The organism is Alcanivorax xiamenensis (genome assembly GCF_009846745.1).
Classification (GTDB): domain Bacteria; phylum Pseudomonadota; class Gammaproteobacteria; order Pseudomonadales; family Alcanivoracaceae; genus Alloalcanivorax; species Alloalcanivorax xiamenensis.
In genome coordinates, this window is sequence record NZ_AQPF01000013.1 from 17,348 (window position 1) to 43,477 (window position 26,130).

The 26,130-nt window shown below is 60.4% G+C and carries 30 protein-coding genes; 21 read left to right on the forward strand and 9 right to left on the reverse strand.

The features are described from left to right. Window positions 1-7: 7 nt before the first annotated feature. The 7 genes from A6D6_RS10215 to A6D6_RS10245 all read left to right on the forward strand — a co-directional run bounded on the left by A6D6_RS10215 (window position 8) and on the right by A6D6_RS10245 (window position 6,668). Window positions 8-1,312, forward strand: a complete 1,305-nt coding sequence (locus tag A6D6_RS10215; protein WP_159660676.1) for a hydroxymethylglutaryl-CoA reductase, degradative — start codon at window positions 8-10, stop codon at window positions 1,310-1,312. 86 nt (window positions 1,313-1,398) lie between these two features. After that, complete coding sequence (locus A6D6_RS10220) at window positions 1,399-2,628, forward strand: CaiB/BaiF CoA transferase family protein (RefSeq protein WP_133493406.1); 1,230 nt, start codon at window positions 1,399-1,401, stop codon at window positions 2,626-2,628. A 42-nt stretch (window positions 2,629-2,670) separates the two neighbouring features. Beyond that, window positions 2,671-3,810, forward strand: coding sequence for a C4-dicarboxylate TRAP transporter substrate-binding protein (locus A6D6_RS10225; RefSeq protein WP_159660677.1), 1,140 nt, complete (start codon window positions 2,671-2,673; stop codon window positions 3,808-3,810). Window positions 3,811-3,864: 54 nt separating this feature from the next. Continuing rightward, window positions 3,865-4,320 carry an FAS1-like dehydratase domain-containing protein gene (locus A6D6_RS10230; protein WP_097059050.1) on the forward strand — a complete coding sequence of 152 codons (456 nt, stop codon included), beginning with the start codon at window positions 3,865-3,867 and terminating at the stop codon, window positions 4,318-4,320. Window positions 4,321-4,325: 5 nt separating this feature from the next. After that, complete coding sequence (locus A6D6_RS10235) at window positions 4,326-4,736, forward strand: hotdog family protein (RefSeq protein ID WP_159660678.1); 411 nt, start codon at window positions 4,326-4,328, stop codon at window positions 4,734-4,736. Between the two features lie 49 nt (window positions 4,737-4,785). Then, window positions 4,786-5,364 (forward strand): TRAP transporter small permease, encoded by a 579-nt coding sequence (locus tag A6D6_RS10240; RefSeq protein WP_159660679.1) that lies wholly within the window; start codon window positions 4,786-4,788, stop codon window positions 5,362-5,364. Continuing rightward, window positions 5,361-6,668 (forward strand): TRAP transporter large permease, encoded by a 1,308-nt coding sequence (locus A6D6_RS10245; RefSeq protein WP_133493409.1) that lies wholly within the window; start codon window positions 5,361-5,363, stop codon window positions 6,666-6,668. Before A6D6_RS10240 ends, A6D6_RS10245 begins: the two co-directional genes overlap by 4 nt. 27 nt (window positions 6,669-6,695) lie before the next feature. Here the strand turns inward: A6D6_RS10245 and A6D6_RS10250 are convergent, their stop codons facing one another. Then, window positions 6,696-7,310: a MarC family protein gene (locus A6D6_RS10250; RefSeq protein ID WP_159660680.1), complete on the reverse strand. Its 615-nt coding sequence runs from the start codon at window positions 7,308-7,310 to the stop codon at window positions 6,696-6,698. A gap of 205 nt (window positions 7,311-7,515) precedes the next feature. Here A6D6_RS10250 and A6D6_RS10255 point away from each other — a divergent pair, with 205 nt between their 5' ends. From A6D6_RS10255 to A6D6_RS10270, 4 genes are all read left to right on the forward strand, one after another. Next, entirely contained in the window at window positions 7,516-7,803 is a 288-nt protein-coding gene (locus A6D6_RS10255; RefSeq protein WP_097059045.1) for a helix-turn-helix domain-containing protein, read from the forward strand. Continuing rightward, window positions 7,793-9,067, forward strand: coding sequence for a type II toxin-antitoxin system HipA family toxin (locus A6D6_RS10260; RefSeq protein WP_159660681.1), 1,275 nt, complete (start codon window positions 7,793-7,795; stop codon window positions 9,065-9,067). Before A6D6_RS10255 ends, A6D6_RS10260 begins: the two co-directional genes overlap by 11 nt. An 80-nt stretch (window positions 9,068-9,147) precedes the next feature. Continuing rightward, window positions 9,148-10,290 carry an XRE family transcriptional regulator gene (locus tag A6D6_RS10265; RefSeq protein ID WP_159660682.1) on the forward strand — a complete coding sequence of 381 codons (1,143 nt, stop codon included), beginning with the start codon at window positions 9,148-9,150 and terminating at the stop codon, window positions 10,288-10,290. Continuing rightward, window positions 10,290-10,787, forward strand: coding sequence for a DUF4411 family protein (locus A6D6_RS10270; protein WP_159660683.1), 498 nt, complete (start codon window positions 10,290-10,292; stop codon window positions 10,785-10,787). The genes A6D6_RS10265 and A6D6_RS10270 overlap by 1 nt, the downstream gene beginning before the upstream one ends. Window positions 10,788-10,808: 21 nt before the next feature. Here the strand turns inward: A6D6_RS10270 and A6D6_RS10275 are convergent, their stop codons facing one another. Beyond that, window positions 10,809-11,672, reverse strand: a complete 864-nt coding sequence (locus A6D6_RS10275) for a YicC/YloC family endoribonuclease (protein WP_133492724.1) — start codon at window positions 11,670-11,672, stop codon at window positions 10,809-10,811. 303 nt (window positions 11,673-11,975) lie between these two features. Between A6D6_RS10275 and rph the strand changes: the two genes are divergently transcribed. From rph to A6D6_RS10290, 3 genes are read left to right on the forward strand one after another with little or no spacing between them, the layout of a single operon-like run. After that, the gene (gene rph / locus A6D6_RS10280) at window positions 11,976-12,692 is read left to right on the forward strand and encodes a ribonuclease PH (RefSeq protein WP_097059038.1); all 717 of its coding nucleotides are present in this window, start codon (window positions 11,976-11,978) and stop codon (window positions 12,690-12,692) included. A 15-nt stretch (window positions 12,693-12,707) separates the two neighbouring features. Further along, a complete protein-coding gene (gene pyrE, locus A6D6_RS10285) occupies window positions 12,708-13,379 on the forward strand; it encodes an orotate phosphoribosyltransferase (RefSeq protein WP_159660707.1) in 672 nt (223 codons plus the stop codon). Continuing rightward, window positions 13,376-13,996 carry a hypothetical protein gene (locus A6D6_RS10290; protein ID WP_133492725.1) on the forward strand — a complete coding sequence of 207 codons (621 nt, stop codon included), beginning with the start codon at window positions 13,376-13,378 and terminating at the stop codon, window positions 13,994-13,996. The genes pyrE and A6D6_RS10290 overlap by 4 nt, the downstream gene beginning before the upstream one ends. A gap of 316 nt (window positions 13,997-14,312) precedes the next feature. On the opposite strand, the gene slmA is transcribed toward A6D6_RS10290, so the two are convergent. The 5 genes from slmA to coaBC all read right to left on the reverse strand — a co-directional run bounded on the left by slmA (window position 14,313) and on the right by coaBC (window position 20,124). After that, window positions 14,313-14,915, reverse strand: a complete 603-nt coding sequence (gene slmA, locus A6D6_RS10295) for a nucleoid occlusion factor SlmA (protein ID WP_133492726.1) — start codon at window positions 14,913-14,915, stop codon at window positions 14,313-14,315. Window positions 14,916-15,017: 102 nt separating this feature from the next. Continuing rightward, on the reverse strand, window positions 15,018-15,917 hold the full coding sequence (argB, locus tag A6D6_RS10300; protein WP_063140227.1) for an acetylglutamate kinase: 900 nt from the start codon (window positions 15,915-15,917) through the stop codon (window positions 15,018-15,020). Window positions 15,918-15,937: 20 nt separating this feature from the next. Further along, window positions 15,938-18,097, reverse strand: a complete 2,160-nt coding sequence (locus A6D6_RS10305; protein WP_159660684.1) for a phosphohexomutase domain-containing protein — start codon at window positions 18,095-18,097, stop codon at window positions 15,938-15,940. 127 nt (window positions 18,098-18,224) lie between these two features. Then, window positions 18,225-18,677: a dUTP diphosphatase gene (gene dut, locus A6D6_RS10310; RefSeq protein ID WP_133492728.1), complete on the reverse strand. Its 453-nt coding sequence runs from the start codon at window positions 18,675-18,677 to the stop codon at window positions 18,225-18,227. A gap of 247 nt (window positions 18,678-18,924) precedes the next feature. Beyond that, window positions 18,925-20,124 (reverse strand): bifunctional phosphopantothenoylcysteine decarboxylase/phosphopantothenate--cysteine ligase CoaBC, encoded by a 1,200-nt coding sequence (gene coaBC / locus A6D6_RS10315; RefSeq protein WP_133492729.1) that lies wholly within the window; start codon window positions 20,122-20,124, stop codon window positions 18,925-18,927. A gap of 136 nt (window positions 20,125-20,260) precedes the next feature. Here coaBC and radC point away from each other — a divergent pair, with 136 nt between their 5' ends. The 3 genes from radC to rpmG all read left to right on the forward strand — a co-directional run bounded on the left by radC (window position 20,261) and on the right by rpmG (window position 21,615). Next, on the forward strand, window positions 20,261-20,935 hold the full coding sequence (radC, locus tag A6D6_RS10320; RefSeq protein ID WP_159660685.1) for a RadC family protein: 675 nt from the start codon (window positions 20,261-20,263) through the stop codon (window positions 20,933-20,935). Between the two features lie 264 nt (window positions 20,936-21,199). Further along, window positions 21,200-21,436: a 50S ribosomal protein L28 gene (gene rpmB / locus A6D6_RS10325; RefSeq protein ID WP_014992560.1), complete on the forward strand. Its 237-nt coding sequence runs from the start codon at window positions 21,200-21,202 to the stop codon at window positions 21,434-21,436. Window positions 21,437-21,447: 11 nt separating this feature from the next. After that, window positions 21,448-21,615: a 50S ribosomal protein L33 gene (gene rpmG, locus A6D6_RS10330; RefSeq protein ID WP_014992561.1), complete on the forward strand. Its 168-nt coding sequence runs from the start codon at window positions 21,448-21,450 to the stop codon at window positions 21,613-21,615. A 478-nt stretch (window positions 21,616-22,093) separates the two neighbouring features. Here the strand turns inward: rpmG and A6D6_RS10335 are convergent, their stop codons facing one another. Together A6D6_RS10335 and A6D6_RS10340 are read right to left on the reverse strand one after the other, a co-directional pair. Further along, entirely contained in the window at window positions 22,094-22,405 is a 312-nt protein-coding gene (locus A6D6_RS10335; protein WP_201303756.1) for a type II toxin-antitoxin system RelE/ParE family toxin, read from the reverse strand. Continuing rightward, window positions 22,374-22,646 (reverse strand): CopG family ribbon-helix-helix protein, encoded by a 273-nt coding sequence (locus tag A6D6_RS10340; RefSeq protein ID WP_133492731.1) that lies wholly within the window; start codon window positions 22,644-22,646, stop codon window positions 22,374-22,376. The genes A6D6_RS10335 and A6D6_RS10340 overlap by 32 nt, the downstream gene beginning before the upstream one ends. Window positions 22,647-23,278: 632 nt before the next feature. On the opposite strand from A6D6_RS10340, the gene A6D6_RS10345 reads away from it, so the two are divergent. The 4 genes from A6D6_RS10345 to A6D6_RS10360 are packed head-to-tail and all read left to right on the forward strand — an operon-like array spanning window position 23,279 to window position 26,125. After that, a complete protein-coding gene (locus tag A6D6_RS10345; protein WP_097059036.1) occupies window positions 23,279-23,521 on the forward strand; it encodes a hypothetical protein in 243 nt (80 codons plus the stop codon). Between the two features lie 41 nt (window positions 23,522-23,562). Further along, entirely contained in the window at window positions 23,563-24,006 is a 444-nt protein-coding gene (locus A6D6_RS10350) for a TadE/TadG family type IV pilus assembly protein (protein ID WP_342352133.1), read from the forward strand. Between the two features lie 45 nt (window positions 24,007-24,051). Beyond that, window positions 24,052-24,963: a Flp pilus assembly protein CpaB gene (gene cpaB / locus A6D6_RS10355; protein ID WP_080530174.1), complete on the forward strand. Its 912-nt coding sequence runs from the start codon at window positions 24,052-24,054 to the stop codon at window positions 24,961-24,963. Then, on the forward strand, window positions 24,953-26,125 hold the full coding sequence (locus A6D6_RS10360; RefSeq protein WP_236564070.1) for a type II and III secretion system protein family protein: 1,173 nt from the start codon (window positions 24,953-24,955) through the stop codon (window positions 26,123-26,125). Before cpaB ends, A6D6_RS10360 begins: the two co-directional genes overlap by 11 nt. The last annotated feature ends 5 nt before the right edge of the window (window positions 26,126-26,130 follow it).

The window sequence follows — 26,130 nt, forward strand, 5'->3', positions numbered from 1 at the left end:
GTGACCCGTGAGTTACAGTTCCCTGCTTCCCGGTTTTCGCAACCTGTCTCCCGCCGAGCGGTTGGATCATCTGCAATCCCGGCTGGATCTGTCCGACGAGGAGTTGGATCTGCTGCGTAATGCCGGCGCTCTGCCGTTGGAAATCGCCGATGGCATGATCGAAAACGTCATCGCCAGGTTCGAGCTGCCCTTGGCGGTTGCCGGGAACTTCCTGGTTAATGGCAAGGAGGTGCTGGTGCCCATGGCGGTGGAAGAGCCCTCGGTGGTGGCGGCGGCATCCTTCATGGCAAAGCTGGCGCGTCCGGCGGGTGGCTTCCTGACCTCCTCCAGTACCCCGCTGATGCGTGCGCAGATCCAGATCATCGGTGTTTCCGATCCGGTCAACGCCCGTCTCAGTCTGCTGCGTCACAAGCAGCGCATCCTCGACCTGGCCAACAGCAAGGACCAGCTCCTCAACCAACTCGGTGGCGGTTGCCGCGATCTCGACATTCACACCTTCGCCGACAGTCCGCGCGGACCGATGGTGGTGGCTCATCTGCTGGTGGATGTGCGGGATGCGATGGGGGCTAACACTGTGAATACCATGGCCGAGGCGGTGGCGCCGCTGATGGAAGAGATTACCGGCGGCACGGTGCGGCTGCGGATTCTCTCCAACCTCGCCGATCTGCGGTTGTCCCGTGCCCAGATACGGATTGCTCCGGAGCATCTGGACACCGCGGATTACAAAGGTGAGGACGTGATCGAACGTATTATTGATGCTTACGCTTTCGCTGCCGTGGATCCATACCGGGCGGCCACCCACAACAAAGGCATCATGAATGGCATTGACCCTTTGATCGTCGCCACCGGTAATGATTGGCGCGCGGTGGAAGCGGGCGCCCATGCCTATGCCTGTCGTGACGGTCATTACGGTTCCCTCACCACCTGGGAGAAAGATCGGGAAGGCGCCCTGGTGGGGACCATTGAAATGCCAATGCCGGTGGGCCTGGTGGGGGGCGCCACCAAAACGCACCCTCTGGCGCGACTGGCGTTGAAAATTCTCGGCGTGTCCAGTGCTCAGGAACTGGCGGAAGTGGCGGTGGCCGTGGGGCTGGCTCAGAACCTGGGGGCGCTGCGAGCGCTGGCGACGGAAGGCATTCAGCGCGGCCATATGGCCCTGCACGCCCGCAACATCGCGCTGTCGGCCGGCGCCCGTGGTGAGGAGATCACCTACGTGGTGGAGCGTATGGTCAGCGCCCGGGACGTGCGCGCCGATCACGCGGAAGCGTTGTTGAGGGATAAACGGTTGCACGAAAAACGGCAAAGCGAGTGAGACAGCGTCTATGATCGGTTCGCGGGTGGCGCCGATGAGCGGCGCCGTCCGTGAGCATCATAATGACAACAAGACGAGGAGGCCCCATGCCCCATCAAACCGATATTCCCGTTGCATCAGAAGGTCCGCTCAAGGGCGTCGTTATCCTTGACCTGACCCGGGTCGTGGCGGGCCCCTATTGCGCCATGTTGCTGGCCGACATGGGGGCGACGGTGATCAAGATCGAACATCCTCTGGATCCGGACCTGACACGGGAATTCCCGCCTTTGGTGGATCAGGCCGGCGCGGCGATCAGCGGCTTCTTTGCCCAGTACAACCGCAACAAAATGGCGGTGAGTCTGGACCTGAAAAAAACGGAAGGTCGTGACACCTTTTTACAAATGGTGGCCAGAGCGCACATCGTCATCGAGAACTTCCGGCCCGGCACGCTCGATAAACTGGGGTTGGGCTACGATGTGCTGGCCGAGGCGAATCCCGCCATCATTCTCACCTGCATCAGCGGCTTTGGGCAGACCGGTCCGAACTCGCCGCGCCCGGCGTTTGATAGCAGCGCCCAGGCCACCGGCGGACTGTGGTCCATGAACGGTACGGTGGAAGAGCCGATGCGGGTGGGCACCGTGCTGGGTGATCTGAGCGCGGCCCTGTACGGCGCCATCGGCACTTTGGGGGCCCTGCGTCAGGCGGAACAAACCGGCATCGGTCAGCGCGTGGATATTTCCCAGCAGGATTCCATTATCTCGCTCACCGAGAACGCGCTGGTGACCTACACCGCATCCGGCAAGATCACGGTGCCCGAAGGTAATGGGCATCCTTTCGTCAAGCCCTATGGCCGATACGCCTGTAAGGACGGCTATGTGTTCTTTGGTGCCTACACCGACAAATTCTGGCGCGAGGCCTGCATTGTCTTCGGTGACGAGCACCTCCTCGATGACCCGGAAATCAACACCATGGCCAAGCGCTTTGATCAGGACGTCTATGAGCGTCGGGTGAAACCGCTGGTGGAACAATGGTGCGGCCGTCATACCAAGGCGGAACTGGAAGAAATGACCGGCGCCCGTTTCCCGTTGTCACCGATCAAGAGCATTGACGAAGTGGTGGCGGACCCTCATGTGCGGTTACGCGACATGGTGATCCCGGTGCAATACCGGGGCGTGGATTTCGAGGTGTTCGGCAATCCGGTGAAGCTGTCCGGCGGCACCCGAGAAATGAACGCGGCGGCACCGGAAGTAGGTGAACACAACGAGCGGATTTATCGGGACTGGCTGGGCAAGGATGATGACGAATTCGAATCCCTCAAACGGAACGGCGTGATCTGACGCCGTTCCCATTAATTATTAAATAACAAAGGAAACCACACTATGAAACGCTTAGTGATTGTGGCGCTGGCCATGCTCAGTGGGGTGGCCGCGCTCTCCGTCGAGGCCAGAACCCTGCGTTACGCCATTGGCCACCCTCCCAGTTCTTTTGTCGTGGACGTGGCAAAGCAGTATGCGGAATCCGTCAGTGAACTGACCGAAGGTGATTTGAAGGTCCGTGTCTTTCCCATGTCCTTGCTGAATTTCGCCGAGACGTCCGGTGGTCTGCGGGACGGCATGGCGGATATCGGCTTTGTGCTGACGTCCTATTTCCCCGCCGAATTTCCGCACAGCAACGTGGCGGTGGAATCGTCCATGTTGCTGGGTCTGCTGGGTGACAAGGTGCGCGGCAAGGAAGGCATGGTCTTCATGGGCGCGCTCTCCGAGTTTACTTTTTTCCACTGTCCGGAATGCAACCAGGAGTTCGCCAAACAGAATCAGGTGTACACCGGGAGCACCGGCGGCTCTTCCTACGGATTGGTATGCAACCGGCCAGTGGAAAGTGCGGCGGACCTCAGTGGCATGCGTCTTAGAGTCGGGGCCGCTAACTGGTCACGCTGGACCGAGGCGGTGGGTGCCTCTCCGGTGACCATGTCCGCCAATGAAATGTATGAGGCGTTGAGTCAAGGCGTCGTGGGTTGCATCGTATTGGCTTCACCGGAGATTCATAATTTCGGGCTCGCGGATGTGGTGACCGACATCAACATGGATGTGCCCGGTGGCCCGATGCCGGTAGCCGGTACCAATATCAACGCCGACACCTGGAAGTCGCTTTCTCCGCAACAGAGAACGCGGATGCTGCGTGCCGCCAGCGCGTTCACCGCCGGTATTCCCTGGATCTACCACCAGCATGAAGACCGTATCCTGTCGGAAGCGGAACAACGCGGCGTCAAGATTCATCACGCCGACCCGGACCTGGTGGCGAAGACCAATGCTTTTATCGAGAAGGACATGGATTTCATCGCCACCGACTATGAAAAACGGTACAACGTCAGTCGAGGCCAGGAGATGATCGCGGATTTCCGTGAACTGTTGGAGAAATGGGCCGGCCTGGTTCAGAGCGTGGACAGTGAACAACAGCTCGCCGACCTGTACTGGAATGAAATTTTCTCCAAAGTGGATGTCTCCAAGCACGGCCTCTGATCCGATACGGGCGGCCTGGCCGCCCGGTTTACACCAACCTGACCGAGGTGCGTCATGACTGTGCTTACCGAGGAACTCAAGAACCATGTCGGTGCCGAGCTTCCGCCTTTTGAGTTTGAAATCTCCCGTGGTGACCTGAAGAAGTACGCCGTGGCCACAGGCCAGCGGCTTGAGCGTTACCTCAGTGGTGACGAGGCCCCACTGCTTTACCTGTTCGCGGCAATGATGCCAGTGGTACCGCTGGACCGGCTGTTGCCGGACGGCCGCCAACCGGACAGCGGCCTGATGCCGCCATTGCCGCTTAACCGCATCATGGCCGGCGGTAGTGAATACCAGATACACCGCAAGGTTTACGCCGGGGATACCCTGGTTTGCCGGCAGAAATTCGTTGAGGTGTTTGAGAAGACCGGGGCCGAGGGGCCGTTGCTTTTCCTGGTATTCGAAAACCGATTTGAAACCCGTGATGGCGAACCGGTGGTTACCGAACGTCTGACCCGGATTGCGAGGTGACAACGATGATGAAAAAGCGTATTGAGGCCGGCGAAAAATTAACCGGGCGGACCTGGCATGCGGATACCGTTCAGCTTTTTCTGTACAACGCCGCCATCTGGAACCCTCACCGCATTCACTATGATCTGCCCTACACCCAGGAAGCTGAAGGGCATCCGCAGCTGTTGATCGATGGTCCTCTGCAAGGTGACTGGCTGACCCAAATGGTCTACGAGTGGCTGGGCGGGAACGGGACCCTGACAGCATTCGCTTACAGCAATCGCCGTGCCGCCTATGTGGGTGACGTGCTGAGCACCACCGGCGAAGTGACCGGCGTTGATGGAGACATCGTTACCCTGGATCTCAGGATCACCAATCAACGTGGGGAGGCCACCACCGTGGGCAACGCCACCGTGGTCATCGAACCCAGCCGTTAAAAGGTATCACCGGCTTTCACTTCGTATTCCCGGTTCTCGAGGAAAGACTATGTATCGGTTGGAGCGTTATCTCTCCGGGGTGACGGACATGACGACGCTGGTGGGCGGGCTCGCCATTGCTTTGATGATGATCCACATCAGCCTGGACGTATTGCTGCGTTATCTTTTTTCAACACCGATTCCCGGCACCATCACCTATGTGTCCAACTACTACATGATCGTCGCCGCCTTTCTGCCCCTGGCTTACGCGGAAAAGCTGGGCGCCCATATCAGCGTGGAAGTGGTGAGCGAACGGCTGCCACAACGGCTCCAGTTCCATCTGGCCCATTGGCTGATCCTGCTGTCGGCGATCATCCTCGGCTTCATGACGGTGAAAACCGGAATAGAAGCGGTGTCCCGTTATCAGATGGGAGCGGCCCTGGTGGAAGGCGGCACTTCCATCATCATTTGGCCGGGCTATTTTGTTCTGCCCATCGGGCTGGGGCTTATGGTGCTGACGCTGCTCTACAAATTCCTGATCTATGTCATCGGCGGCGAATCCGGGTTCGACGGACCCGGGCAGCAGCGGAGCGCCGATGACGCGCGGAGGCCGAATGGTACCCACCGCGCCACGGGGGAATCGGCATGACCGAAGTCCAGATTGGCCTTGGTGGCCTGGTGGTGTTGTTCGCGCTGATCGCCTTGCGCATGCCGGTGGGCATCGCGCTTATCGGCGTCTCTTTCGGTGGGTTGTGGTACCTGATGGGGTGGGGCATCGCCTGGGGATCGTTGGGGCTGATCCCCTATCAGTTCTCCGCCAACTGGGTGCTCAGTTCGGTACCCATGTTTCTTTTGCTCGGCTACGTCTGTTTCCACGCCCAGCTGACTCAGGGATTATTCAGGGCCGCGCGGCTGTGGCTGTCCTCGGTGCCGGGCGGCCTGGCGGTGGCCTCCATTTTCGGAACCACCGGCTTTGCCGCGGTATGCGGTTCCTCCGTGGCCTGCTCCGCCGCCATGGGGCGCGTTGCCGTGCCGGAGATGATTGACCAGAAATACAATTCGGGATTGGCGACCAGCACGGTTTCCATCGCCGGCACCGTCGGTGCTTTGCTACCGCCATCGATCATCATGATCCTCTACGGCATCATCGCTCAGCAGTCGATCAGCAAATTGTTTCTGGGTGGGATCGCCGCCGGCCTGATTACCGTGGCGGGTTACATCGCGGTGGTGATGCTACGTGTGAAGCTGGATCCGTCGCTGGCGCCGCGTACCGATTCGCGAGTGTCACTGAAAGAAAAGGTGGCGGCGCTGTGGGATATCTGGCCGATCCTGCTGATCATGGTGGGCATCTTCGGTGGCATGTTCGCCGGATTGTTCACGCCCACGGAGGCCGGCGCGGTAGGCGCGGCGCTCTCCTGTATCGTGGCATTGTGCAAGCGCACCCTGACTTGGGCCCGGTTTCGCGCGGCGATACAGGAAACCTTACTGACCACCGGCGCCCTGCTGATTATCGCCATGGGCGCCAGCCTGCTGACCCGCTTCTTGTCCTTATCCGGCGCCGGCGACTATCTTTCCTCGCTGGTGCTGAACGCCGGCGCCGACACCGTGGCGATTCTGCTGATTATTGTCTGCGTTTATCTTTTGCTGGGCATGTTTCTGGAACCTATCGGCGCCATGCTGCTCACCCTGCCGATCGTTTTGCCGATCATCGACAGCGCTGGCCTCAGTCTGATCTGGTTTGGTGTGGTGCTGACCAAGCTGTTGGAAATGGGCATGGTGACGCCTCCGGTGGGCATGAATATCTTCGTGATAAAGAGCGTGGTCGGCGACCTGGTATCCACCAGCGCCATTTTCAAGGGGGTGTTCTGGTTCCTGGTGATGGACGCCGTGGTGTTGTTGCTGTTGATGGGGGTGCCGGATCTGATCTTGTTCCTGCCGGAAAGGTTTGGTTGAGCGTACCGCCCGCGGCGGCCTGGGGAGTTAACCGGAAGAGGTGAAATGCACCGCGCCCTGGATGCCGGCGATCAGCATTTGCGTGCCGATCACCGCCAGGATCAGCCCCATCAGGCGGGTCACGATACTCAGGCCGTTCTGGCCGATGACGGCGATGATCCGCGCGCTGAACAAAAAACAGATGAAAGTGATCAGGCAAAGCGCCAAAAAGACCAGGCAGGTGATGATGATGGCCGCCCAGCCGCCGGAGGCGGAATAGTTCATCGCCGTGGCGATGGTGCCTGGACCCGCCAGCAGCGGGACCGCCAGAGGGGAGACGGCAATATCCGAGTCGCCGTCGTCCGGTTCCGTATGCAGCTTGGAATTGCTGCCCTGAAGCATGTGGTAACCAACCAGGAAGACCAATACCCCTCCGGTGATCCTGAGCGCTGGCAGAGTGATGCCGAACAGATCGAAAATGGATTTGCCCAGCGCCGCGAACAACAGAATGATCACGAACGTGATGATCAGCGCCTTGGTGGCGATGTGCCGTTGCTCGGCCTTGCTCTTATCCCCGGCAAGACCGGCGAACACCGCGGTATTGGCGATCGGGTTCATGATCGCGAAGAAGGCCAGGAAAACGGTGATGGCATGCTCGGCCATAGCGGCTCCGGTTACTCGATATTCTAAATTTCTGGTAGCGTAGGTGTTACCCGCGCGACAAAGCCAAGTAAACCTCTTCCACAGCAGGGCGACCCTAAGCCGCTGTGGGAGCCAGCCCTGCTGGCGAATCTTTTGGCCATCATAATATCTATTATTCTCTGATTGTGTCATCATTGGATACAGTAATGTCCATTTTTGGCGGAAGATGATCTCTTTGCTCGATGACATCGATGTACAGCAAGCCTTTGTTGCTCACCTGCGGCGTTTGCGCAAGCAGGCCAAGCTGTCTCGCGATGCCCTGGCCGAGCGGAGTGGAGTGCCGGCCTCCACCATCAAGAAATTCGAACTCACCGGGCAGATCTCGTTCCGGCAGCTGCTGTTTCTCTGGCAGAGCCTGGATGATCTGCGCCGCCTGTACGCGTTAACCCGTCATTCCCCTGGGGAAGCCGGGATGCCCTCCAGTATCGATGAGGTATTGAAGGATGACCTTTAAACCGGTTCGCAAGCTGATGGTGACACGTACGCTGGCAACCGGACAGGCGGTAACCGTGGGGGCGTTGGCGCAGAACCGGCAGGGTGTGTTCTTTCAGTACGATGCCGACTATCTGGGGCGATTCGGCAACCTTTCGCCGTTTGGGTTAAAGGCAACCACGGAACTGCTGATGGCACCCAGAACACCACACATGGGTCTGCATGGTCTTTTCGCGGACAGTCTGCCCGACGGCTGGGGGGCTCTGTTGCAGGATCGCGTGTTCCGCCAGCATGGGGTTCTCCCTGCCCAGATCAGCGCCATGGATCGTTTGGCATTTGTTGGTGCCTCTGGGATGGGCGCTTTGTCATTTGCTCCCACCTCTGAATATCAAGTCGCATCGACAGGGGAGATCGATCTGGCGACTCTGGGTATGGAGGCGCAGGCCTTTTTCGATGATCAGACGGAGGATGTGCTGGCGGATTTGGTGGCTGCCGGAAGTTCCGGCGGTGCCAGGCCCAAGGCGCAGCTGTTTATCTCCCCGGATGAGCCGAATCGCTGCCACACAATGGCAAGGCCCGGGGATGAGGCCTGGCTGGTCAAGTTCACCTCGCGGAATCTGCCACTGGGCCATGAGGAGGGGCTTTGTGAAGCCGCTTATCTGCACCTGGCCGGAAAATTGGGACTGCAGCCGCCGCAGTGGCGTCTGTTCGATGCGCCGGAGCAAAGCGGGGCCCGTGCCTGGCTTGGGGTGAAGCGGTTTGACTGGGTGAGTCACCCGCAAAAGGCCGGACGCCTTCACATGCACAGTGCCTGCGGCCTGCTGGATGCGGATTTCCGGACGCCGAGCCTGGACTACGAAGACCTGATCAAGGCCAGCCGTCACCTTTGCCGGTCGCCGGCGGTGGGTAAACTTCAGTTCCGCCGGGCCATGTTCAACCTGTTCGCTTGTAACCAGGATGACCACAGCAAGAACTGGGCTTTTCTTCAGGATGATGCTGGCGAGTGGGAGCCGGCGCCTTTCTATGACGTGACCTTCAGCCCTCATCCGTTCCAGGAGCACGCCACCGCGTATGCCGGTTTCGGAAAAAATCCGCCGTTGAAAGCGATTCAGACACTGGCGGAGCGTGCGGGCTATGGCAAATGGGAGCAGGCACGACGGGATATCGCCGAGATCGTGGATGTACTTTCTGATTTTGCTTCCGTTGCCGAAAACTTTGGAGTAAGCCGTCGTATTGCGGAACTGATTGCTCGCCAGCATGCTGAGCTGAGGGAAGAGAACAAGTAACCGAGGGGCATATTGGCACTATGATCTCCTGGGTTTAGACTACCCCTGGTTCCCCTTGATGCCCTGAGAAATATTTAATTATGGCAACGACTTACGCCAAAATTAATCCGGATATCCTGGGCTGGGCTCGCGAACGGGCTCGGCTCAGCATATCCGTGTTGGCCGGCAAGCTCGGGGTGAATGAAAAAAAAGTCGAGGCTTGGGAAAGTGGGGAAAAGCGGCTCACCTTCCGTCAGGCTCAGCAGTACGCGGCCAAGACCCACGTCCCATTTGGGTATTTGTACCTGAAGCGTCCGCCGGTTGAAGAACTCCCGCTGCCAGACCTTCGAACGGTGGGTAGTCAAAGCCCGGCCAGGCCTTCCGCGGAACTGATCGAAATGGTGCAAATCGTCTTGCGCCGACAGGAGTGGTACGCGGAATATGTCAAGGATCAAGGGGTGGAGCGGAACGAGCGGGTTGGCCGATTCACGGCTCAGTCCGGGGTGCGGGCCGTGGTTGAGGACATGCGGGGTGCCTTGCAGGTACCACCGTATCCGACTCGGGGCACCTGGGAGGACTACTTCAGGCTGCTGATCCAAAGGATCGAGAAGGCCGGTGTCCTCGTTATGCGAGAAAGTTTCGTTGGCCATCATACACGGCCATTGTCCGTACAAGAGTTCCGGGGCTTTGCGATCGCCGACCCCCTGGCCCCGGTGATCTTCATCAACCAGGCCGACGCACCCAAAGCCCGGCTGTTTACCCTCATCCACGAACTGGCCCATGTCTGGATCGGCCAGACAGGCATATCCGACACCAGCCCTGCTGCTGAGCGCCGCGAAGAGGTATTCTGCAACGCCGTGGCGGCGGAATTTCTAGTGCCGGCGGAAGAATTCGAGCGGCAATGGCGGGATCTGGATAACTGGCGTGAAAACCTGCCTGACCTCGAGGCGCACTTCCGCGTCAGCACCTGGGTATTGGCACGTCGCGCCCTGACGCTGAAAAAGATCAGTGCCGATGAGTATCATCGTTATGTTCGAGAACTTCAGGAGGAGTACCGAAACAGGGAAAAAGAAAGTGTCCCGATAAGTTACTACCAGGGGCGGAAGGGTAAGATCAGCCAGACCTTCTCCAAGGCTCTGTTGAGCGAGGCCTTGAGTGGTCGGGTGCTGCTGCGTGATGCCGCACGCCTATTGGGTCTGAAGCCCTCTCAATTAGCGAAGTATGCGAGGGAATTGGGGAATTAATGTATCTGCTGGATGCGAATACCTATATTCAGGCCAAGAACCTGCATTACCAAATGAGCTTCTGCCCGGCGTATTGGCATTGGTTGGACGAGCAATTTGAAGCCGGCCAGTTAGCCAGTATCAGCTCGGTTTACCACGAGTTGACCGTGCAGAACGATGAATTAACAGAGTGGGTAAAGATGAGAAAGGCGCACTTTCTGCCTGTCTCTTCGGAAAACATCCAGGATCAGTTCGGGAGTGTTGCGGAATACGTTTCTGGTCTGGAGGATAAAAAGGCGGAGCATATCGCGGACTTTCTGGGAAATGCTGACCCTTGGCTGGTGGCAACCGCTTGTGCCAGCGGTGCCACGGTGGTTACTCACGAGGCGCCTGTTCCGGACAACAGCAGCAAAGTAAAGATTCCCAATGTGTGCCGCGCATTCGATGTCCCCTACATCACTACTTATGAACTCTTGAATACGCTCGATGCTCAGTTCGTTCTAGGTAGGAGTTCCTAGCCGGTCAGGTGCCCGTGGACATTACTCAATATTCTGGATCTGCTCCCGCATCTGCTCGATCAGAACCTTGAGCTCGACGGCGGCGGCGGTGGTTTCGGCGTCGATGGATTTTGACGCCAGGGTGTTCGCTTCTCGGTTCAGTTCCTGCATCAGAAAATCCAGGCGGCGACCCGCCTGGCCGCCCTTCTCCACCACCCGGCGGACTTCCTTCACATGGGCCTCCAAGCGGTCCAGTTCCTCGTCCACATCCATTTTCTGGGCGGCCAGCACCACTTCCTGTTCCAGGCGATCGTGGTCGGCGGTTTCCATCACGTCCTGCACCCGTTGCCGCAGCCGTTCGCGCAGATGGTCGCGGATGCGGGGCAGGGCGGCGCGGACGATGACCACCTGTTCGCCGATCAGGGTCAGACGGTCCAGCACCAGTTTGGCCAGTTGTTCCCCTTCCCGTTCGCGCGTGGCCAGCAGGCTGTCCAGGGCCTCGTCGAGCAGCTCGACGGCCTTGCTTTGCAGGGCTTCGGGGTCCGCCTGGTTGGTTTTCAATACGCCGGGGAAGCGCAGTATCTCCAGCGGGTTGATCTGGCCGGCGTGCAGTACCAGGTCGCCGACCCGGCGGGCTGCTTCGGACAGGCGTTTCACCAGGTCTTCATTGAGTTCCAGGTTGGGATCGGTCTCGTCCTCCTGGTAGCGCAGGGTGACATCCAGCTTGCCCCGGGCCAGACGTTTGCGGCAGCGCTCACGTACCGCCCCCTCCAGGGTGCGCAGGGTTTCCGGCAGGCGTGGGGAGATTTCCAGGTAACGGTGGTTCACCGAGCGGATTTCCCAGGCGAGGTCGACGCCGTCGAGATGCCCGTCGGTGCGGGCGAAAGCGGTCATGCTGCGAATCATACGGGTGTCCCCGGCCATTGCTTGAGCGGTCAGTGTACCATTGCTGTTCGACGAATTCGGAATGCTCGGGCGCTTGGTCGCTGAACCCGTGGCCAGTCTGTTGCTATGGGGGACACGAATTGCCGCTCGTATTCGCTGCCAAGGCAGCTTCCCACGGCAAGAGCGCCGCGGAGTGGCTGTGGGAAGTGAACCGGCTGCCGGTCCTGAACTTGTGACCGATGCTCAGAGGCGCCTCGCAATGGGTCCGGCGGGTTCGTTACAATGGGGGCCTCCCATACCATTATCAGCAACCAAGGAGCTACCATGCGTCCCTCTGGCCGCGCGCCCGACCAAATGCGTGAAGTGTCTTTCACGCGCCAATACACCAAGCATGCCGAGGGTAGCGTCCTGGTGGCGTTCGGTGATACCCAGGTGCTCTGCACCGCCTCCGTGGAAGACGGTGTCCCGCGCTTCCTCAAAGGCAAGGGCCAGGGCTGGATCACCGCCGAATACGGCATGCTGCCCCGTGCCACCCACACCCGTTCCGGCCGGGAAGCGGCCCGCGGCAAGCAGGGTGGGCGTACCCTGGAGATCCAGCGCCTGATCGGCCGCTCCCTGCGCGCCGCCGTGGATCTGCGCAAGCTGGGCGAAAACACCGTCTATCTGGACTGCGATGTGCTGCAGGCGGATGGCGGCACCCGCACCGCTTCCATTTCCGGGGCCTGTGTCGCGCTTGTGGACGCCTTCTCGGTTTTGCTGGAAAGGAAGCGCATAAAGGAAGATCCCTTGAACGGGTTGATTGCGTCCGTTTCCGTGGGCATGTACAACAATGAGCCGGTGCTGGATCTGGACTATCCGGAAGATTCCAACGCCGATACCGATATGAACGTGGTGATGACCCAGCATGGGGGCTTCGTGGAGATTCAGGGGACCGCGGAGGGCGTGCCGTTCACCCGTGAACAGTCCGACACCCTGTTGGGCCTGGCCGAGAAAGGCATTCAGGACATCGTGCGCAAGCAGCAGGAGGCCCTGGGCTGGTAAGCGCCCGGTGACATGATGAAGAACTACAAAAAGCACTTTCTGCGTTTCGCCGAACAGCGCCAGGCGCTCAAGTTCGGCGAATTCACGCTCAAATCAGGACGTGTAAGTCCTTACTTCTTTAACGCCGGCACTTTCCATACCGGGGAAGCGCTGGCGCGTCTGGGGCGTCACTACGCTGATGCCATCGTCGAATCGGGTATCGAATTCGATATGCTGTTCGGCCCCGCCTACAAGGGGATTCCGTTGGTGTCCTCGGTGGCGGTGGCGCTCGCCGAGCATCACGGCCTGGATTACCCCTGGGCCTTCAACCGCAAGGAAGCCAAGGATCACGGCGAAGGCGGCTGGCTGGTGGGGGCGCCGCTCAATGGCCGGGCGTTGATCATCGATGATGTCATCACCGCGGGTACCGCCATTCGTGAAGTGGCGGCCTTGTTTGAGCAGACCGAGGCCTTGATTGCCGGAGTGTTCGTGGCGCTCGATCGTCAGGAGCGTGGGCAAGGCGGCGCCGCGGATGACGGCAAGGCAAAATCCGCGATTCAGGAAGTGCAGGACAACCTGGGAGTGCCGGTGCGCAGCATTGTATCCATGGCGGACATCATCGGCTGGCTTGATCAACAACCGGACCGGGAAGCGGAACGGGCCGCCATGGACGCCTACCGGGTGCGCTATGGGGTGAGCGAGTCGTGAGAGTAACGGTACTGCTGCTGGGGTTGTTGTTGAGTGTGTTGAGCGTCACCGGCATGGCGGCGAACAAGACCGGACAAGTGGAGCAGCGGCTGTACCGTTACCAGTCGGCGGATGGCGCCATGGCGATCAGTGCCACCCTCACCGAAGCGGCAATTCACGCTGGCTATCAGGTACTCGACCAGCAAGGCCGGGTACTGGAAACGGTGGCGCCGGCGCCACCGGAGGAGCAGGCCCGCCGCCGCCGGGAACTGGCCCGTCAGGAGCAGGCCAGGGCCCAGGCGCGACGCGACAGTGAATTGCGCCGCCTCTACGCCGGGCCGGGGGATGCTGAACGGGCCCGCGACCGGCAGCTGCAGGCGCTGCAGCTCAATATCGACTACGCCGAGAACGCTATCCAGCAGCTGAACAAGAAGCAGGATGAAGAAATCCACAAGGCCGCCCGCGCCGAACGGGCCGGCCGGGAAGTGCCGGACAGCGTGCGCGATGCCATTGAACGCCATGGCCGCCAGGTTCGTGAGAACCGCGAGAAAATCGAGGAATATCAGGAGGACATGGCGCGGGTGCGGGAAGAATTCTCCCCCATCATCCAGCGCCTGCGTGACCTGGAAGCGCGGTAGCCCTGTGGGAAGCTTGCTTGCAAGCGAATCTTTTGATGTCAGGAACCTGTTCGCTTGCCAGCAAGCTTCCCACAGCGGCTTCGTAGCATGATCTGTGGGAGCTAGCTTGCTAGCGAGTACGGCGTCCGGGGTTACTCCATTCGCTTGCCAGCAAGCTTCCCACAGCGGCTTCGTAGCACACTCTGTGGGAGACCAGCTTGCTGGCGAATACGGCTTCGGTATTGGTCCATTCGCTTGCAGGCAAGCTTCCCACAGCGGCTAAAGATCAGGCTGTTTAGTCCTTCCGCTGTTACCTGTTCACTCTTCACTGCCTTTTTTAAAGCCCTTCCCCGTCCGCACGAAAGATCATCGGCGCGATCAGTGCCCATTGTTCGTGCCAGTCCTCGGCGGGACGGGCGCGGAAGCCGGAGCGCACGAACTGGGCGATACGCCCTTCCACCACGGACAGCAGCAGATTGGCGGTGATGCCCGGAGTGGCGCGGGTGCGCTTGCCTTCGCGGAATTCGGCGTCGCGGACCACCTGTTTCAGTTGGCTCTCCACCCGGTCGTAAAACTGCTGGATACGCTGGCGCAGCCGCTCATTCTCGCCGGTCAGGGCGTCGCCGGTGAGCAGCCGGGTAATGCCCGGATTGCGCTCGGTGAAGGCCAGAATCAGCGTCAGAATCTGCTCCACCTGTTGCAGCGCGTCCCCTTCGGAGATGATGCGATTGATGCGTGAGAACACCGAGTCCTCGATGAACTCAATCAATGCCTCGAGCATGCGTGCCTTGCTGGGAAAATGGCGATACAGCGCGGACTCGGACACCCCCACTTCCCTGGCCAGCCCGGATGTGGTCACCCGACCCCCCGGCTCCGCTTCCAGCATGTAGGCCAGCGTTTGCAGGATTTGCTCCTTGCGAGAAGGCTTCTTTTCGGTCATATCCTGGTTACCCGTCTTATGTGAGCCGGCCCGGCGATGCCGCCGCCGGGCCGGTGTGCTCCACCCCAATTGGAGCCAATAACAAAGTGCCGTTCCGGCGTATCAATCGCGGCTGATGAGCGTGCCGATACCCTGATCGGTGAGAATCTCCAACAGCACCGCGTGAGGTACCCGGCCGTCGATGATGTGTGATGTGCGCACCCCATTCTCCACGGCTTCCAGGGCGCAGCGAATCTTCGGCAGCATGCCGCCGTAAATGGTTCCGTCCTTGATCAGCGTATTGACCCGCTCCGCGCTCAGGCCGGTGAGAATACGATCGTTCTTGTCCTTGAGCCCGGCCACATTGGTCAGCAGGATCAGCTTCTCGGCGCGCAACACCTCGGCCACCTTGCCGGCCACCAGATCTGCGTTGATGTTGTAGCTGACCCCTTCATCATCCACGCCGATGGGCGCGATCACCGGAATGAAATCACTGCCGGAAAGCAGCGAAAGAATGCGGGTGTTGATGCCCTGCACTTCCCCCACGTGACCGATGTCGATGATTTCGGAGGCCTTCAATTCCGGATTGTCGGCATCCTCGTTGCGCAGCAGCATCTTGCGGGCGCGGATCAGACGGCCGTCCTTGCCGGTGAGACCGATGGCCTGGCCGCCGTTGTGCTGGATCAGATTGACGATGTCCTTGTTGACCAGGCCGCCGAGCACCATCTGCACCACGTCCATGGTCTCCTGATCGGTGACGCGCATGCCCTGGACGAACTTGCTTTCCTTGCCGAGACGGTTGAGCAGATCGCCGATCTGCGGGCCGCCGCCGTGGACGATCACCGGATGGATGCCCACCTGTTTCATCATCACCACGTCACGGGCGAAGCTGTTCTTCAGCTCATCATTTTCCATGGCGTTGCCACCGTACTTGATCACCACGGTGGTTCCGGAAAAACGCTGAATATAGGGCAGAGCCTCGATCAGAACGCGCGCGGTTTCCTGGGCGCTCTTGGTATCCATGTCATTCTCCAGCCAAAACGTCAAAAGGGCAGCGCCAGGTCGGGGGACACCGCCCGGAGCTGATCACGGAACAGATCCTTGACCCGTTCCAGGGCCGCCGTGTCGCGACCCTCGAAGCGCATTTCCAGCACCGATTGTAAGGGGCAAAGCCTCACCACGCCCCACCCATCGGGAAATTCCACCCGCAGACCGTCCACGGTGGCCGCGCGTCCGCCGGGAAAACGGCCCTCCGCGCGCAGCGCCGAAACCAGCGCCAGCCCCTGATCATCGGGGACAGGCAGCCGCAGCAGCGGGGTACTCCGCCCGGTGGTGAGGCCAGCGAACACGGTGGCGCTGTCGTCCTCCTGCATACTGAGGATCTCCAGCACCCGGGCCGCCGCATAGAAACCGTCGGCGAAGCCGAACCAACGATCCGCGCAAAACAACCGGCCGGACCACTCACCCGCCAACGGCGCGCCCAAACGCAGGCGCTCCCCGGCGATATGGCTTGGGTCGGCGGCGCACAATACCGGGCGCCCGCCCTGTTTGCGAATCAGGGAAGGCAAGGCGCGGCTGCATTTTACGTCAAATAAAACGTCGGCGCCGGGGTGACGGCTCAACAAGTCCCGGGCCAGCAGCATCAGTACCTGATCAGACGCCACTTCCCCGCCCTGATGATCCACCACCGCCAGCGTATTGCCCCGCTGATCCAGGAGGATACCGATATCCGTGTTCTGTTCCGTCACCACGCGGCGCAGGGTCTCGGCGGTCTTGGCCGGCACTACGGCACAGCCCAGGCCATCGAACAGGGCGTTCGCCAGCGGTGCCAGCAGCGGAGGCGCGTGCAGCGCCAGCCGCAGTGGCCGGGCCAGAACGATATCGTCACGAAGCTGGCGCAGATAAGCATCAAGGGGAGCCGGCTCGGGATCGGCCCGTCGCGCGGTGGCGGCCACGGTACCGGCGCTGTAGCGGCGCAGGGTGTCGACATCGTCCTGGCTCAGGTCCTGGCCGTCCAGCACCGGAATCAGCCGCCAGCGATCACCGTGTTTGTGGGCGTACAGCCCTTCGCGGGTGGCGCCGGTTTCCAGCCCGTGTCGCCACAGGGGTTCCGCGCAGGGTGCCTGGTCCAGGGTCTTGATGCCTTCCACGAGAATCCCGCCACGCAGCGCGTCGAGCACCGCATCGGCCCCCTCCGAATCATCACTGGCCAGGCACAGGGCCGGAGCGTGCTTGTCCCGGGCCAGAGCGGCGAAGGCGCTGCCCAGGCGAGCCAGGAGCTCGGGGTCCGCTTTGAGAACCAGGCCATCGCCGCTGAAAACATCATCCGGCAATGGCGGCTGGGTGACCGTCGGTGCCGCTGGTTTCGGCGCGGCCGGTTCGCGGCGTTGCGGTTTGGGAGAGCTGACTTGTACCGCCGGTTCCGGCTGCTCAGGGCGTCGCCTCAGCCTGGGCAGGATCAGCGCGAGCAGGATCAGGCCGAGACCCAGGCCGCCGGGCAGAATCCAGGCGGTGATCGGAGGCGGGGGCGGTGGCATATCCAGCCGCACCGTGAAGGTACCCTGGGTGGCTTCCCCGGAAGCCGTATTCGTGCCATGAAGAGCAGTGCCATGGAGAGCGGCCTGGCCGCGCCGGGCCAGAGTGACATCGTCCTGAATCAGCCGTACCTGGGCGCCTTTGGGCAGGCGCTGATCGATCCGTTGCATCCAGGGCCCGAGACCCTGCTGGATGATCAGGGCGCCGCCGGATACCGCCCGTCCCGCCAGCAATGCCGGCGACTCACCGCCGCGCCCGATGACCAGAGGGGCGCGGCCGCCCCCTTCATGAAGCCGTTGCAGCAGATCCTGCTCGGTGAAGCTGAGCGCCTCGGTGGCGGCGGCGTCCGGCACGATGCGTAACCGGCCGTCGCGAAACCAGTCGGCATCGGAAATGTGCGTTTGCGCCAGCGCGCGCTGGACCGGGATTTCGCCGGGCAGGCGCGTCAGCCTGTCCTCGAGCCGTTGCGCCCGGTTCCACAGGGCGCCCGCCCATTCCCGGGCCAGTCCCCGGGCATCGGCCTGCGCGGTTTGTAACTGCCTGTGCTGGATCTGCTGGTGGAAATAAACGGCCTGGGCGGCGGCGAGCGCCAGCCCCACCAGTAAGGCGAGCAGAACGAAGGGCCGGGCTGGGCGCGCGCCGGCGCCGTCGGCCTTGCTGTTGAACATGGTGTCCCCCCTTGTTGTGCACTTGAACGACGATGTTCAAGCAACAACGCCGGCGGCCCCCACCGCCGGCGTGCGCGCCCGGCCCGCATCGGAATAGTGTCATGCGCGGGACGGGCGGGTGCGGAGGTTATTGTCGGCCACTGTGGCCGAAGCCGCCGCTACCCCGTTGGCTTTCTGTGAACTGCTCCACCTGCTGCCAGACCACCTGCCGCACCGGCACGATCACCAACTGCGCCACCCGCTCACCGGGCTCCAGAGTGAAAGCATTTTGCCCCCGGTTCCAGCAGGAGACCATCAATTCGCCCTGGTAATCGGAGTCGATCAGCCCCACCAGATTACCCAGCACGATGCCGTGCTTGTGCCCCAGGCCGGAGCGCGGCAGCACCAGGCCGGCGTAACCGGGATCGGCGATGTGGATCGACAAACCGGTGGGCAGCAAAGTGGAATCCCCCGGCGCCAGGCTGATGGCTTCGTCCAGCATGGCGCGCAGGTCCAGGCCGGCGGAGCCTTCGGTGGCGTAATGGGGCAAGGGAATGGTGTCGCCCAGACGCGGGTCGAGCACTCGATATTGCAGGTTCATGTGTTATCCCGGGTTGATGACGAATCGACGAATAGCTTACACGAGACACGTTGGCACGTTGATTCGCTACCAAGGCAGCTTCCCACAGCGGCTCGGTAGCCCCCTTTGTGGGAAGCGAGCTTGCTCGCGAATGCAGCGTGAATTCACATATCCAAGACCAATCGGCTGGCCACGGCAATGGAGTCTGCGGTCAAGCGCCAGAGCTTCCCCATTTGTAAGGCAGCAGTGCCCACGGCCGTGATTTTCTTCAGTCCTTGTACCGTATCGCGATCAGTTCGATCAATTGCTTGGCGATCTGTCGTTTGGACGCCAGCGGCAGTACCTTGTGGCCGCCGGGCCAGATCACGGTCAGGGCGTTATTGTCGCTGTTGAAACCCACATTGCTGCCGGACACATCGTTGGTGGCGATCATGTCCAGCTTCTTGTTGGTCAGCTTGCCCTGGGCGTAGCTCATCACGTCCTGGGTTTCCGCGGCGAAGCCCACGGTGAAGGGGCGTTTGTCGTGGCTGGCCACCGCGGCGATGATGTCCGGGTTCTTCACCAGGGTCAGGTGAATCTCCTCGGTGGACTTCTTGATCTTGTGGTCCGCGGTCACCGTCGGCCGGTAGTCCGCCACGGCGGCGGTGGCGATGAACACATCGCAGCCCTGCTCCACCACTCCCATGCTGGTCTCGTACATATCCTGGGCGCGTACCACGTCGATACGATGCACCCGCTCCGGCGTTGGCAAGGCCACCGGACCGGCGATCAGCGTGACCCGGGCACCCGCTTCCGCGGCCGCCTCCGCCAGAGCGAAGCCCATCTTGCCGGAACTCTTGTTGGTCAGGTAACGCACCGGATCGATCGGCTCGCGGGTGGGGCCGGCGGTGATCACCACATGCCTGCCGGTGAGCAGATCGTAATTAAAGATATCCGCTGCCCGCTGAATGATCTCTTCCGGCTCCAGCATGCGGCCGGGGCCCACCTCGCCGCAGGCCTGGCTGCCGGAACCGGGGCCGAAGATATGGATGCCTTTCTCCTGCAGGATCAGCTGATTCTTCTGCGTGGCGCTATCCGCCCACATCTGCTGATTCATGGCCGGCGCGATGGCAATGGGCGCGCCGGTGGCCAGGCACAGGGTGGTCAGCAGATCGTTGCCGTGGCCGTGGGCCAGACGGGCGAGGAAATTGGCGGAGGCCGGAGCAATCAGGATCAGGTCGGCCCAGCGCGCCAGTTCGATGTGCCCCATCGCCGCCTCGGCGCGGGGGTCGAGAAGGTCGGTGTGCACCGGTTGCCCGGACAGCGCCTGCATGGTCAGCGGCGTGATGAACTCACAGGCTCCCTGGGTCATCACCACGCGCACCTCGGCGCCGGCGTCCTGCAGGCGACGGACCAGATCCGCTGCCTTGTAAGCGGCGATGCCGCCGGTGACGCCGAGAAGAATTCGCTTACTAATCAAACGTTGCATACTGTATTTCCGTACAGTAGTTTGGGGTGGACGCTTTCGCAGTGTATGCCCAATGCCGGGCGGTGACAAACGGGCCAGGGGGCGGCGATTGGCGTCGGCTAGCAGGGCACTAAACCATCATCACGGAGGATATCCAATGGCAATAACGGACTGGCCGGAAAACGAACGCCCGCGGGAAAAGCTGCTGCAGCGGGGCGCGGCGGCACTGAGTGACGCGGAGCTGCTGGCGGTGTTGTTGCGCACTGGTCTGCGGGGCTGTTCCGCGGTGGACCTGGGGCGCAATCTGTTGAATGAGGCTGGCGATCTGCGGGCACTGCTGGATCTGCCTCCGGAGCGCATGCGGCGTATGCGCGGGCTGGGAGGCACCCGCCTGACCCAGTTGCTGGCATCGGTGGAGCTGGGGAAACGTTATGTCGCCTTGGAACTCAAGAAGGAAGTGACCCTCAGTGAACCCGAGCCGGCCGCGCGCATGTTCATGTCGGAGCTGCGCGGGGAGCCCAGTGAGGTGTTCGCGGTACTGTTCATGGACAACAAGAACCGCATGCTCGGCTTCGAGAAGCTGTTCCGTGGCACCGTGGACGCCGCCGCCGTCTACCCGAGGGAAGTGGTGCGGCGGGCGCTGGACCACAATGCGTCCAGCATCATCGTCGGGCACAATCACCCCTCGGGCATCGCCGAGCCCAGCCGCGCGGACCGCGATGTCACCCGCCGCCTCAGCGACGCCCTGAACCTGGTGGATGTCCGCCTGCTGGATCACCTGGTGATCGGTGACAACCAGTGGCAGTCCCTGGGCCGCCTCGGCTGGCTGTAGCGGCGGGCTCGCGCGCTTCCCGCCACCCCGCTACAAAGCCGCTGTGGGAGGCCGGGGCAGGATTCGCCAGCAAGCTGGCTTCCCACAGTGTGCTACGAAGCCGCTGTGGGAAGCTGCCTTGGCAGCGAATACCGGCCCTGCCAGCCCTCCCCAATGCACCGCCATCGACGCTTTCCGCTTGATCCCGGGAGCGGGGTCTGGTATAAAACGCGGCCTTATTCCGGGGCTGCCCCGCCCCTATGTGATCATCACGGGAGCAAGATCATGTCCAAGGTTTGCCAGGTGACCGGCAAGCGCCCGGTAACGGGCCACAACGTGTCCCACTCGAACATCAAGACCAAGCGTCGGTTCGAACCGAATTTGCACTACCACCGTTTCTGGGTGGAAAGCGAAAAGCGCTTTGTGCGTCTGCGCGTGTCCTCCAAAGGCATGCGCATCATCGATAAGAAGGGTATCGACTCAGTACTGACCGATATCCGTGCCCGCGGCATTCGAGTTTAAGGAGCTGACCCATGGCCGGTCCGGTTCGTGAAAAGATTCGTCTGGTGTCCTCTGAAGGCACCGGTCACTTCTACACCACCACCAAAAACAAGCGTCTCCATCCGGAAAAGATGGAAACCAAAAAGTTTGATCCGGTGGTACGCAAGCACGTGATGTACAAGGAAGCGAAAATCAAGTAACGCTTCCCCAGCCTGGCACGGGGCGAACAGATAAAGGCCTGGTGGCACAAGCCACCGGGCCTTTTGTTGTGCCCGCCAATTGCCGCCATTTCCCACGGAACCAATTGCCTACAACTACGAAGACGCTGTGGGGGGCTTGCCTGCAAGCGAATAGGACAACGCCGGAGGCCGGAATTCGCCAGCAAGCTGGTCTCCCACAGTCTTACCACAAGGCCGCTGTGGGAAGCTTGCTTGCAAGCGAACGTCCCAACGCGGCAGGGGGCGGGACTTGCCAGCAAGCTGGTCTCCCACAGTCTTACCACAAGGCCGCTGTGGGAAGCTTGCTTGCAAGCGAACGTCCCAACGCGGCAGGGGGCGGGACTTGCCAGCAAGCTGGTCTCCCACAGTCTTACTACAAGGCCGCTGTGGGAAGCTTGCTTGCAAGCGAATGGCCAATGGTCCAGAGACATTCGCGGCCAAGGCCGCTCCCCACAGCGGCTTAATAACCCGCCTCCTTCTGATGCTGGAATGCCAGCACATAGACGGTATCGTCGGCGGGTTCAAAGCGGTACAGCGCGATATGGCCAGAATCTCCGAAAGGAATCACCAACTCACGCAATACAGGAATCGCTTCGTCCGGGCGGCCAACGGTGGGAGTTGATTCCAGTAGCAAAAAGTGCTGCTCAATGACCTGTCCGGCGCGCCGGGCCGCCTCGGGAGCCTTGTCAAGCAGGACCGGCGGCACCTCGCCGGGCCTTGAGTTGCTCGGGCAGTAATGACTATTCGTGGCACTCGGGAGTATCCTGTTCATTGTCAGTGCCCCAGGTCTTCAACCAGTCACGAACTTCCTGCCCCGTCAGATGCTGTCCTGTTTCCTGATAGGCTTGCCAGGAGGCCAGCGCTTCTTGCCGAAAGCTTTCGCGTGCTTCCTCCCGTTCAACATACTGCTGAATAGCCTCCAGCATGAGCCAGTGGGCCGAACGGCGCCGTTGATTGGCAAGGTGCTGGACGCGGCTTTTCAGTTCGTCGTCGATCTTCAGGGGCGTTGCCATGATGGGCCCTCGTATCAATAAGTAATACCTGGTGATAAACTGGCCTCCACCTGATCAAATGTCCAGTCCCCGATCACGGCCGGGCGCGATTCAAGCTGCCTCATCCCAACCTTCCCACCAGTAGGTTGAAGCTCAAAATGTCACCGCATATTCATTGTCCGGGAATAAAACTGAAACCCGGCCGGCGCCTTTCCGTCCTTAAAATCCATCCTTATGCAATCTTATGTAACGCTTTGTACGTTGCCCGCACTCTTGTGATCTGATTCTCAGCATGATTTTACATATCGCATATAGGAAATGTGACTGAGCGCACTTTTTCATAATGACAAAATGACATTATTTCATTTGGAGTCAGGTTTTTGCACACTCAAAACAACTCAGTGCGTATTCGGAAAATGTAAAATGCAGACGGGGAGGTGCCAAGGGAGTCGGGGGGTAAGCAAAACCACTTATCGCATGCCACCGGCCGATTATCTTAAGAGCGGATCTGTAAGTGATTGAAATAGCTACGTGTATTTACGCAGTATGCACAAAGTAGAACTTGTGACGAACGTCACACCGCATCTACGATTAAAACTGAAAGGTGCCCCTGTCTGGGGGGTAATTAAAAAGCCGCAAGGGAGCGCTTTAAAATGAAACTGATCCAATCCATTAATACCGCCACTCAATTCCTGATGGCGCGTCTCTTTTCCCAAATGCCAACCCGTAGTAACCGCCAGCGTGGGGCTAGTGCGTTGGAATATATCGTGCTCGCTGCCGCAATTATCATCATCGTTGGTTTGTTAGCCGCCAGTGGTGCTGGAGATAAATTGATTGAGGTCTTCGAGGGTCTTTTTGACGACGCCGCTGGCGTTAGCGGGCCTGCAGCTGGTTGATCTTCAGGTAAATTCGTTGTTGCAGGGCTTGAGGCTGAGTCATGAGATCTCGTGAAGACGGGGCGATAACATTGGAGTTCATAATGTTGTTTCCCGTGATTGTAGCCATGCTCTACGCGGCCGGAATCTATGGCGTTACGTTTTTCGCCAAGTACCAGATTCAGGACGTAGCTGATCGAGCCGTTACATCGGGTTTATATGTGGATCGCTCAGCCTTCGCCGCCGCCGATATTTCGGCGGCGGTGGCGGCCAGGGCGAGTGCCACTCTTGAAGGCCTGAAAAATAATTTGCCAGAAAGCTGGCGAGGACGGCTCGAAGGTGGCTGCGCTACAGAAAGCATCAGTGGTATTGAGGTTGTTCGATGCTCTTTGACCTATCCGAATTTTAAGACAAATCCGATCGCGCCAGGCTTGAGCTTTGGATGGTTGGGAACGTTTCCGCCCTTACCGGATGCGTTGAGTGTAGAAGCCAGGGCTGCATTCTGACCGCGAGCCAGTAGCCCTGAATAAAGGACTATCCCGGAGGGGGATATGGGAACTCGAGTGTTATACGCGCTGCCGGCGCTATTGCTGGCGGCTCTGGCGCTTATCCTCGCAGTGGTGGGGTTGAGCCGTGATCCGGAACCAGCCCCGGTGCCCGTCACCGTGCAGCAAGGCGACCAGGCAAGAACGAAAGCAGCGGCACACCGCTATTGGGTGGTAACCCGGGGCGTGCCGGCCGGTGAGCCTTTGACTCAGGACATGTTGGCGGAAGTCACCTCGGAGTCCCCGTTGCCGGATGGTATGTCGGCGGAGCAGTCATTGGTGGGGCAGGCGTTGGTACAGGATGTGCGTGCCGGAGAATTGCTAACCAAGCGCCACCTGGAAGGTGGTGGTCGCCCGTTACCTGATGCGGTGCCGGAAGGCTTCCGGGCAATCGCTCTCCCAGTGGACAACGTCGTTGGCGCTGGTGGTTTGCTGCAACCGGGCGACCGGGTTGACGTGATCTCCGCGTTCACCCGGACGGAAGGAAAGAAAGGGCCGGCTGCCATGGTGGTCCAGAAAGATCTTGAGGTATTGGCGGTACATGGCAATCTGGCTGGCAGCGTGCCGGCCGATGACGAGGACCGGCGCCGAAATGCCAATAACACCGTTGTCCTGGCAGTGCCGGAAGAGAAAATACCCAGTCTGTTGTTGGCCTCGACTCAAAGCACTCTGCGCTTGTCCGTTCATGGTTCCGGTGTTCGCGTGATTGAAGAATCGGAAGTGGTCGAAGAGCCGGAAACACCGACAGAGGAGGGGCAGGTGCTCGCGGAGGCGGCGGAACCGGCCAAGCCTTTCTACCTGGAAGACTTTTTCCCCAAAGAAGAGAAGCCTGTGAGCGCGCCGGTTGTGCGCCGTTCCCCGGGACACCGGGTGCAGGTATTCGAAGGATCCGAAGCGAGGAGCACCTATGTACGTTAAATACGGGCTGCGCCTGCTGCTGGGCGGGCTGATGATGCTGGTGACTATTCTGGCACACGCGGAAGGAGAACTCCCTGCATCCACCTCGCTGGCGCCGGGTGATCAGAAGGTGCTGGTTTTTCCGGAGCAGGTTACCAAGGTGGCGACATCCGATCCCGAGGTGGCAACGCTGACAGTGAGCGGCCCCCAGGAATTGCTGCTCACCGCCAAACAGGAAGGATCGGCGGAGATCACAGTCTGGTTGCGTGGAAACAGCAAGCCTTTGCGCAGTGTGGTGGTGGTCGCGACCACCCAGGGGGCGGCACTGCCTTTCGGTACTCAGGTACAGACCGATGTCCGTGTTCTGGAAGTGAACCGGTCTGAGTTGAACAGCCTGGGGGTGTACTACGCCAATCTGTTCAATGGCGGAGATACCGCCATTGGGGTGGCGCCTCCCGGCCAGGGTTTTCGAGGGTTTGGTAGTGCATCATCCGCTCAGGACGCGCTGAGTTCCGACGGTTTCAGTTTGTTCCGTATCGGTAGCAACTCCCTCACCATTATCAATGCCCTCGAGTCCGGTGGCTTCGCGTACACGCTGGCCGAACCGTCGCTGACCAGTCTGAGCGGTCAGAGTGCCTCTTTCCTGGCTGGTGGGGAATTTCCTGTGCCCACACGCAGTGATAATACTGGTGTGCAGATTGAGTATAAGGAATTCGGGGTGGGTGTAACGTTGACGCCGACGGTGATCAGCGGTGAGCAGATCATCCTCAAGGTGGCGCCGGAAGTGAGTGAACTGGATTATTCCGTCGGTGTGCAAACCGGTGGCGTTCAGGTTCCGGGCTTGCGCCTCCGTCGCTCCGAAACCACGGTATCATTGGCACCAGGGGAGACTTTCATCATCAGCGGACTGGTCAGCCGCAGCACCATCAACAGCAGTGACCGTATCCCCGGGTTGGGTAACATTCCGGTACTGGGTGCTTTCTTCCGGTCCAGCCGTATTTCCCGTGATGATAAAGAGCTGGTGATGGTGGTGACCCCGCACCTGGTGACGCCGCGCAAGCCGTCGGATCCTCCCTTGGTGATGCCGGGGGTCGGGTATCGTGAAAGCAGTACGGGCTGGTTCGATATGGCCACGGAACCGCGCCGGGGTTCCCGGCCCATTCGTCATGGAGTGAGCTGGTGAGTGCT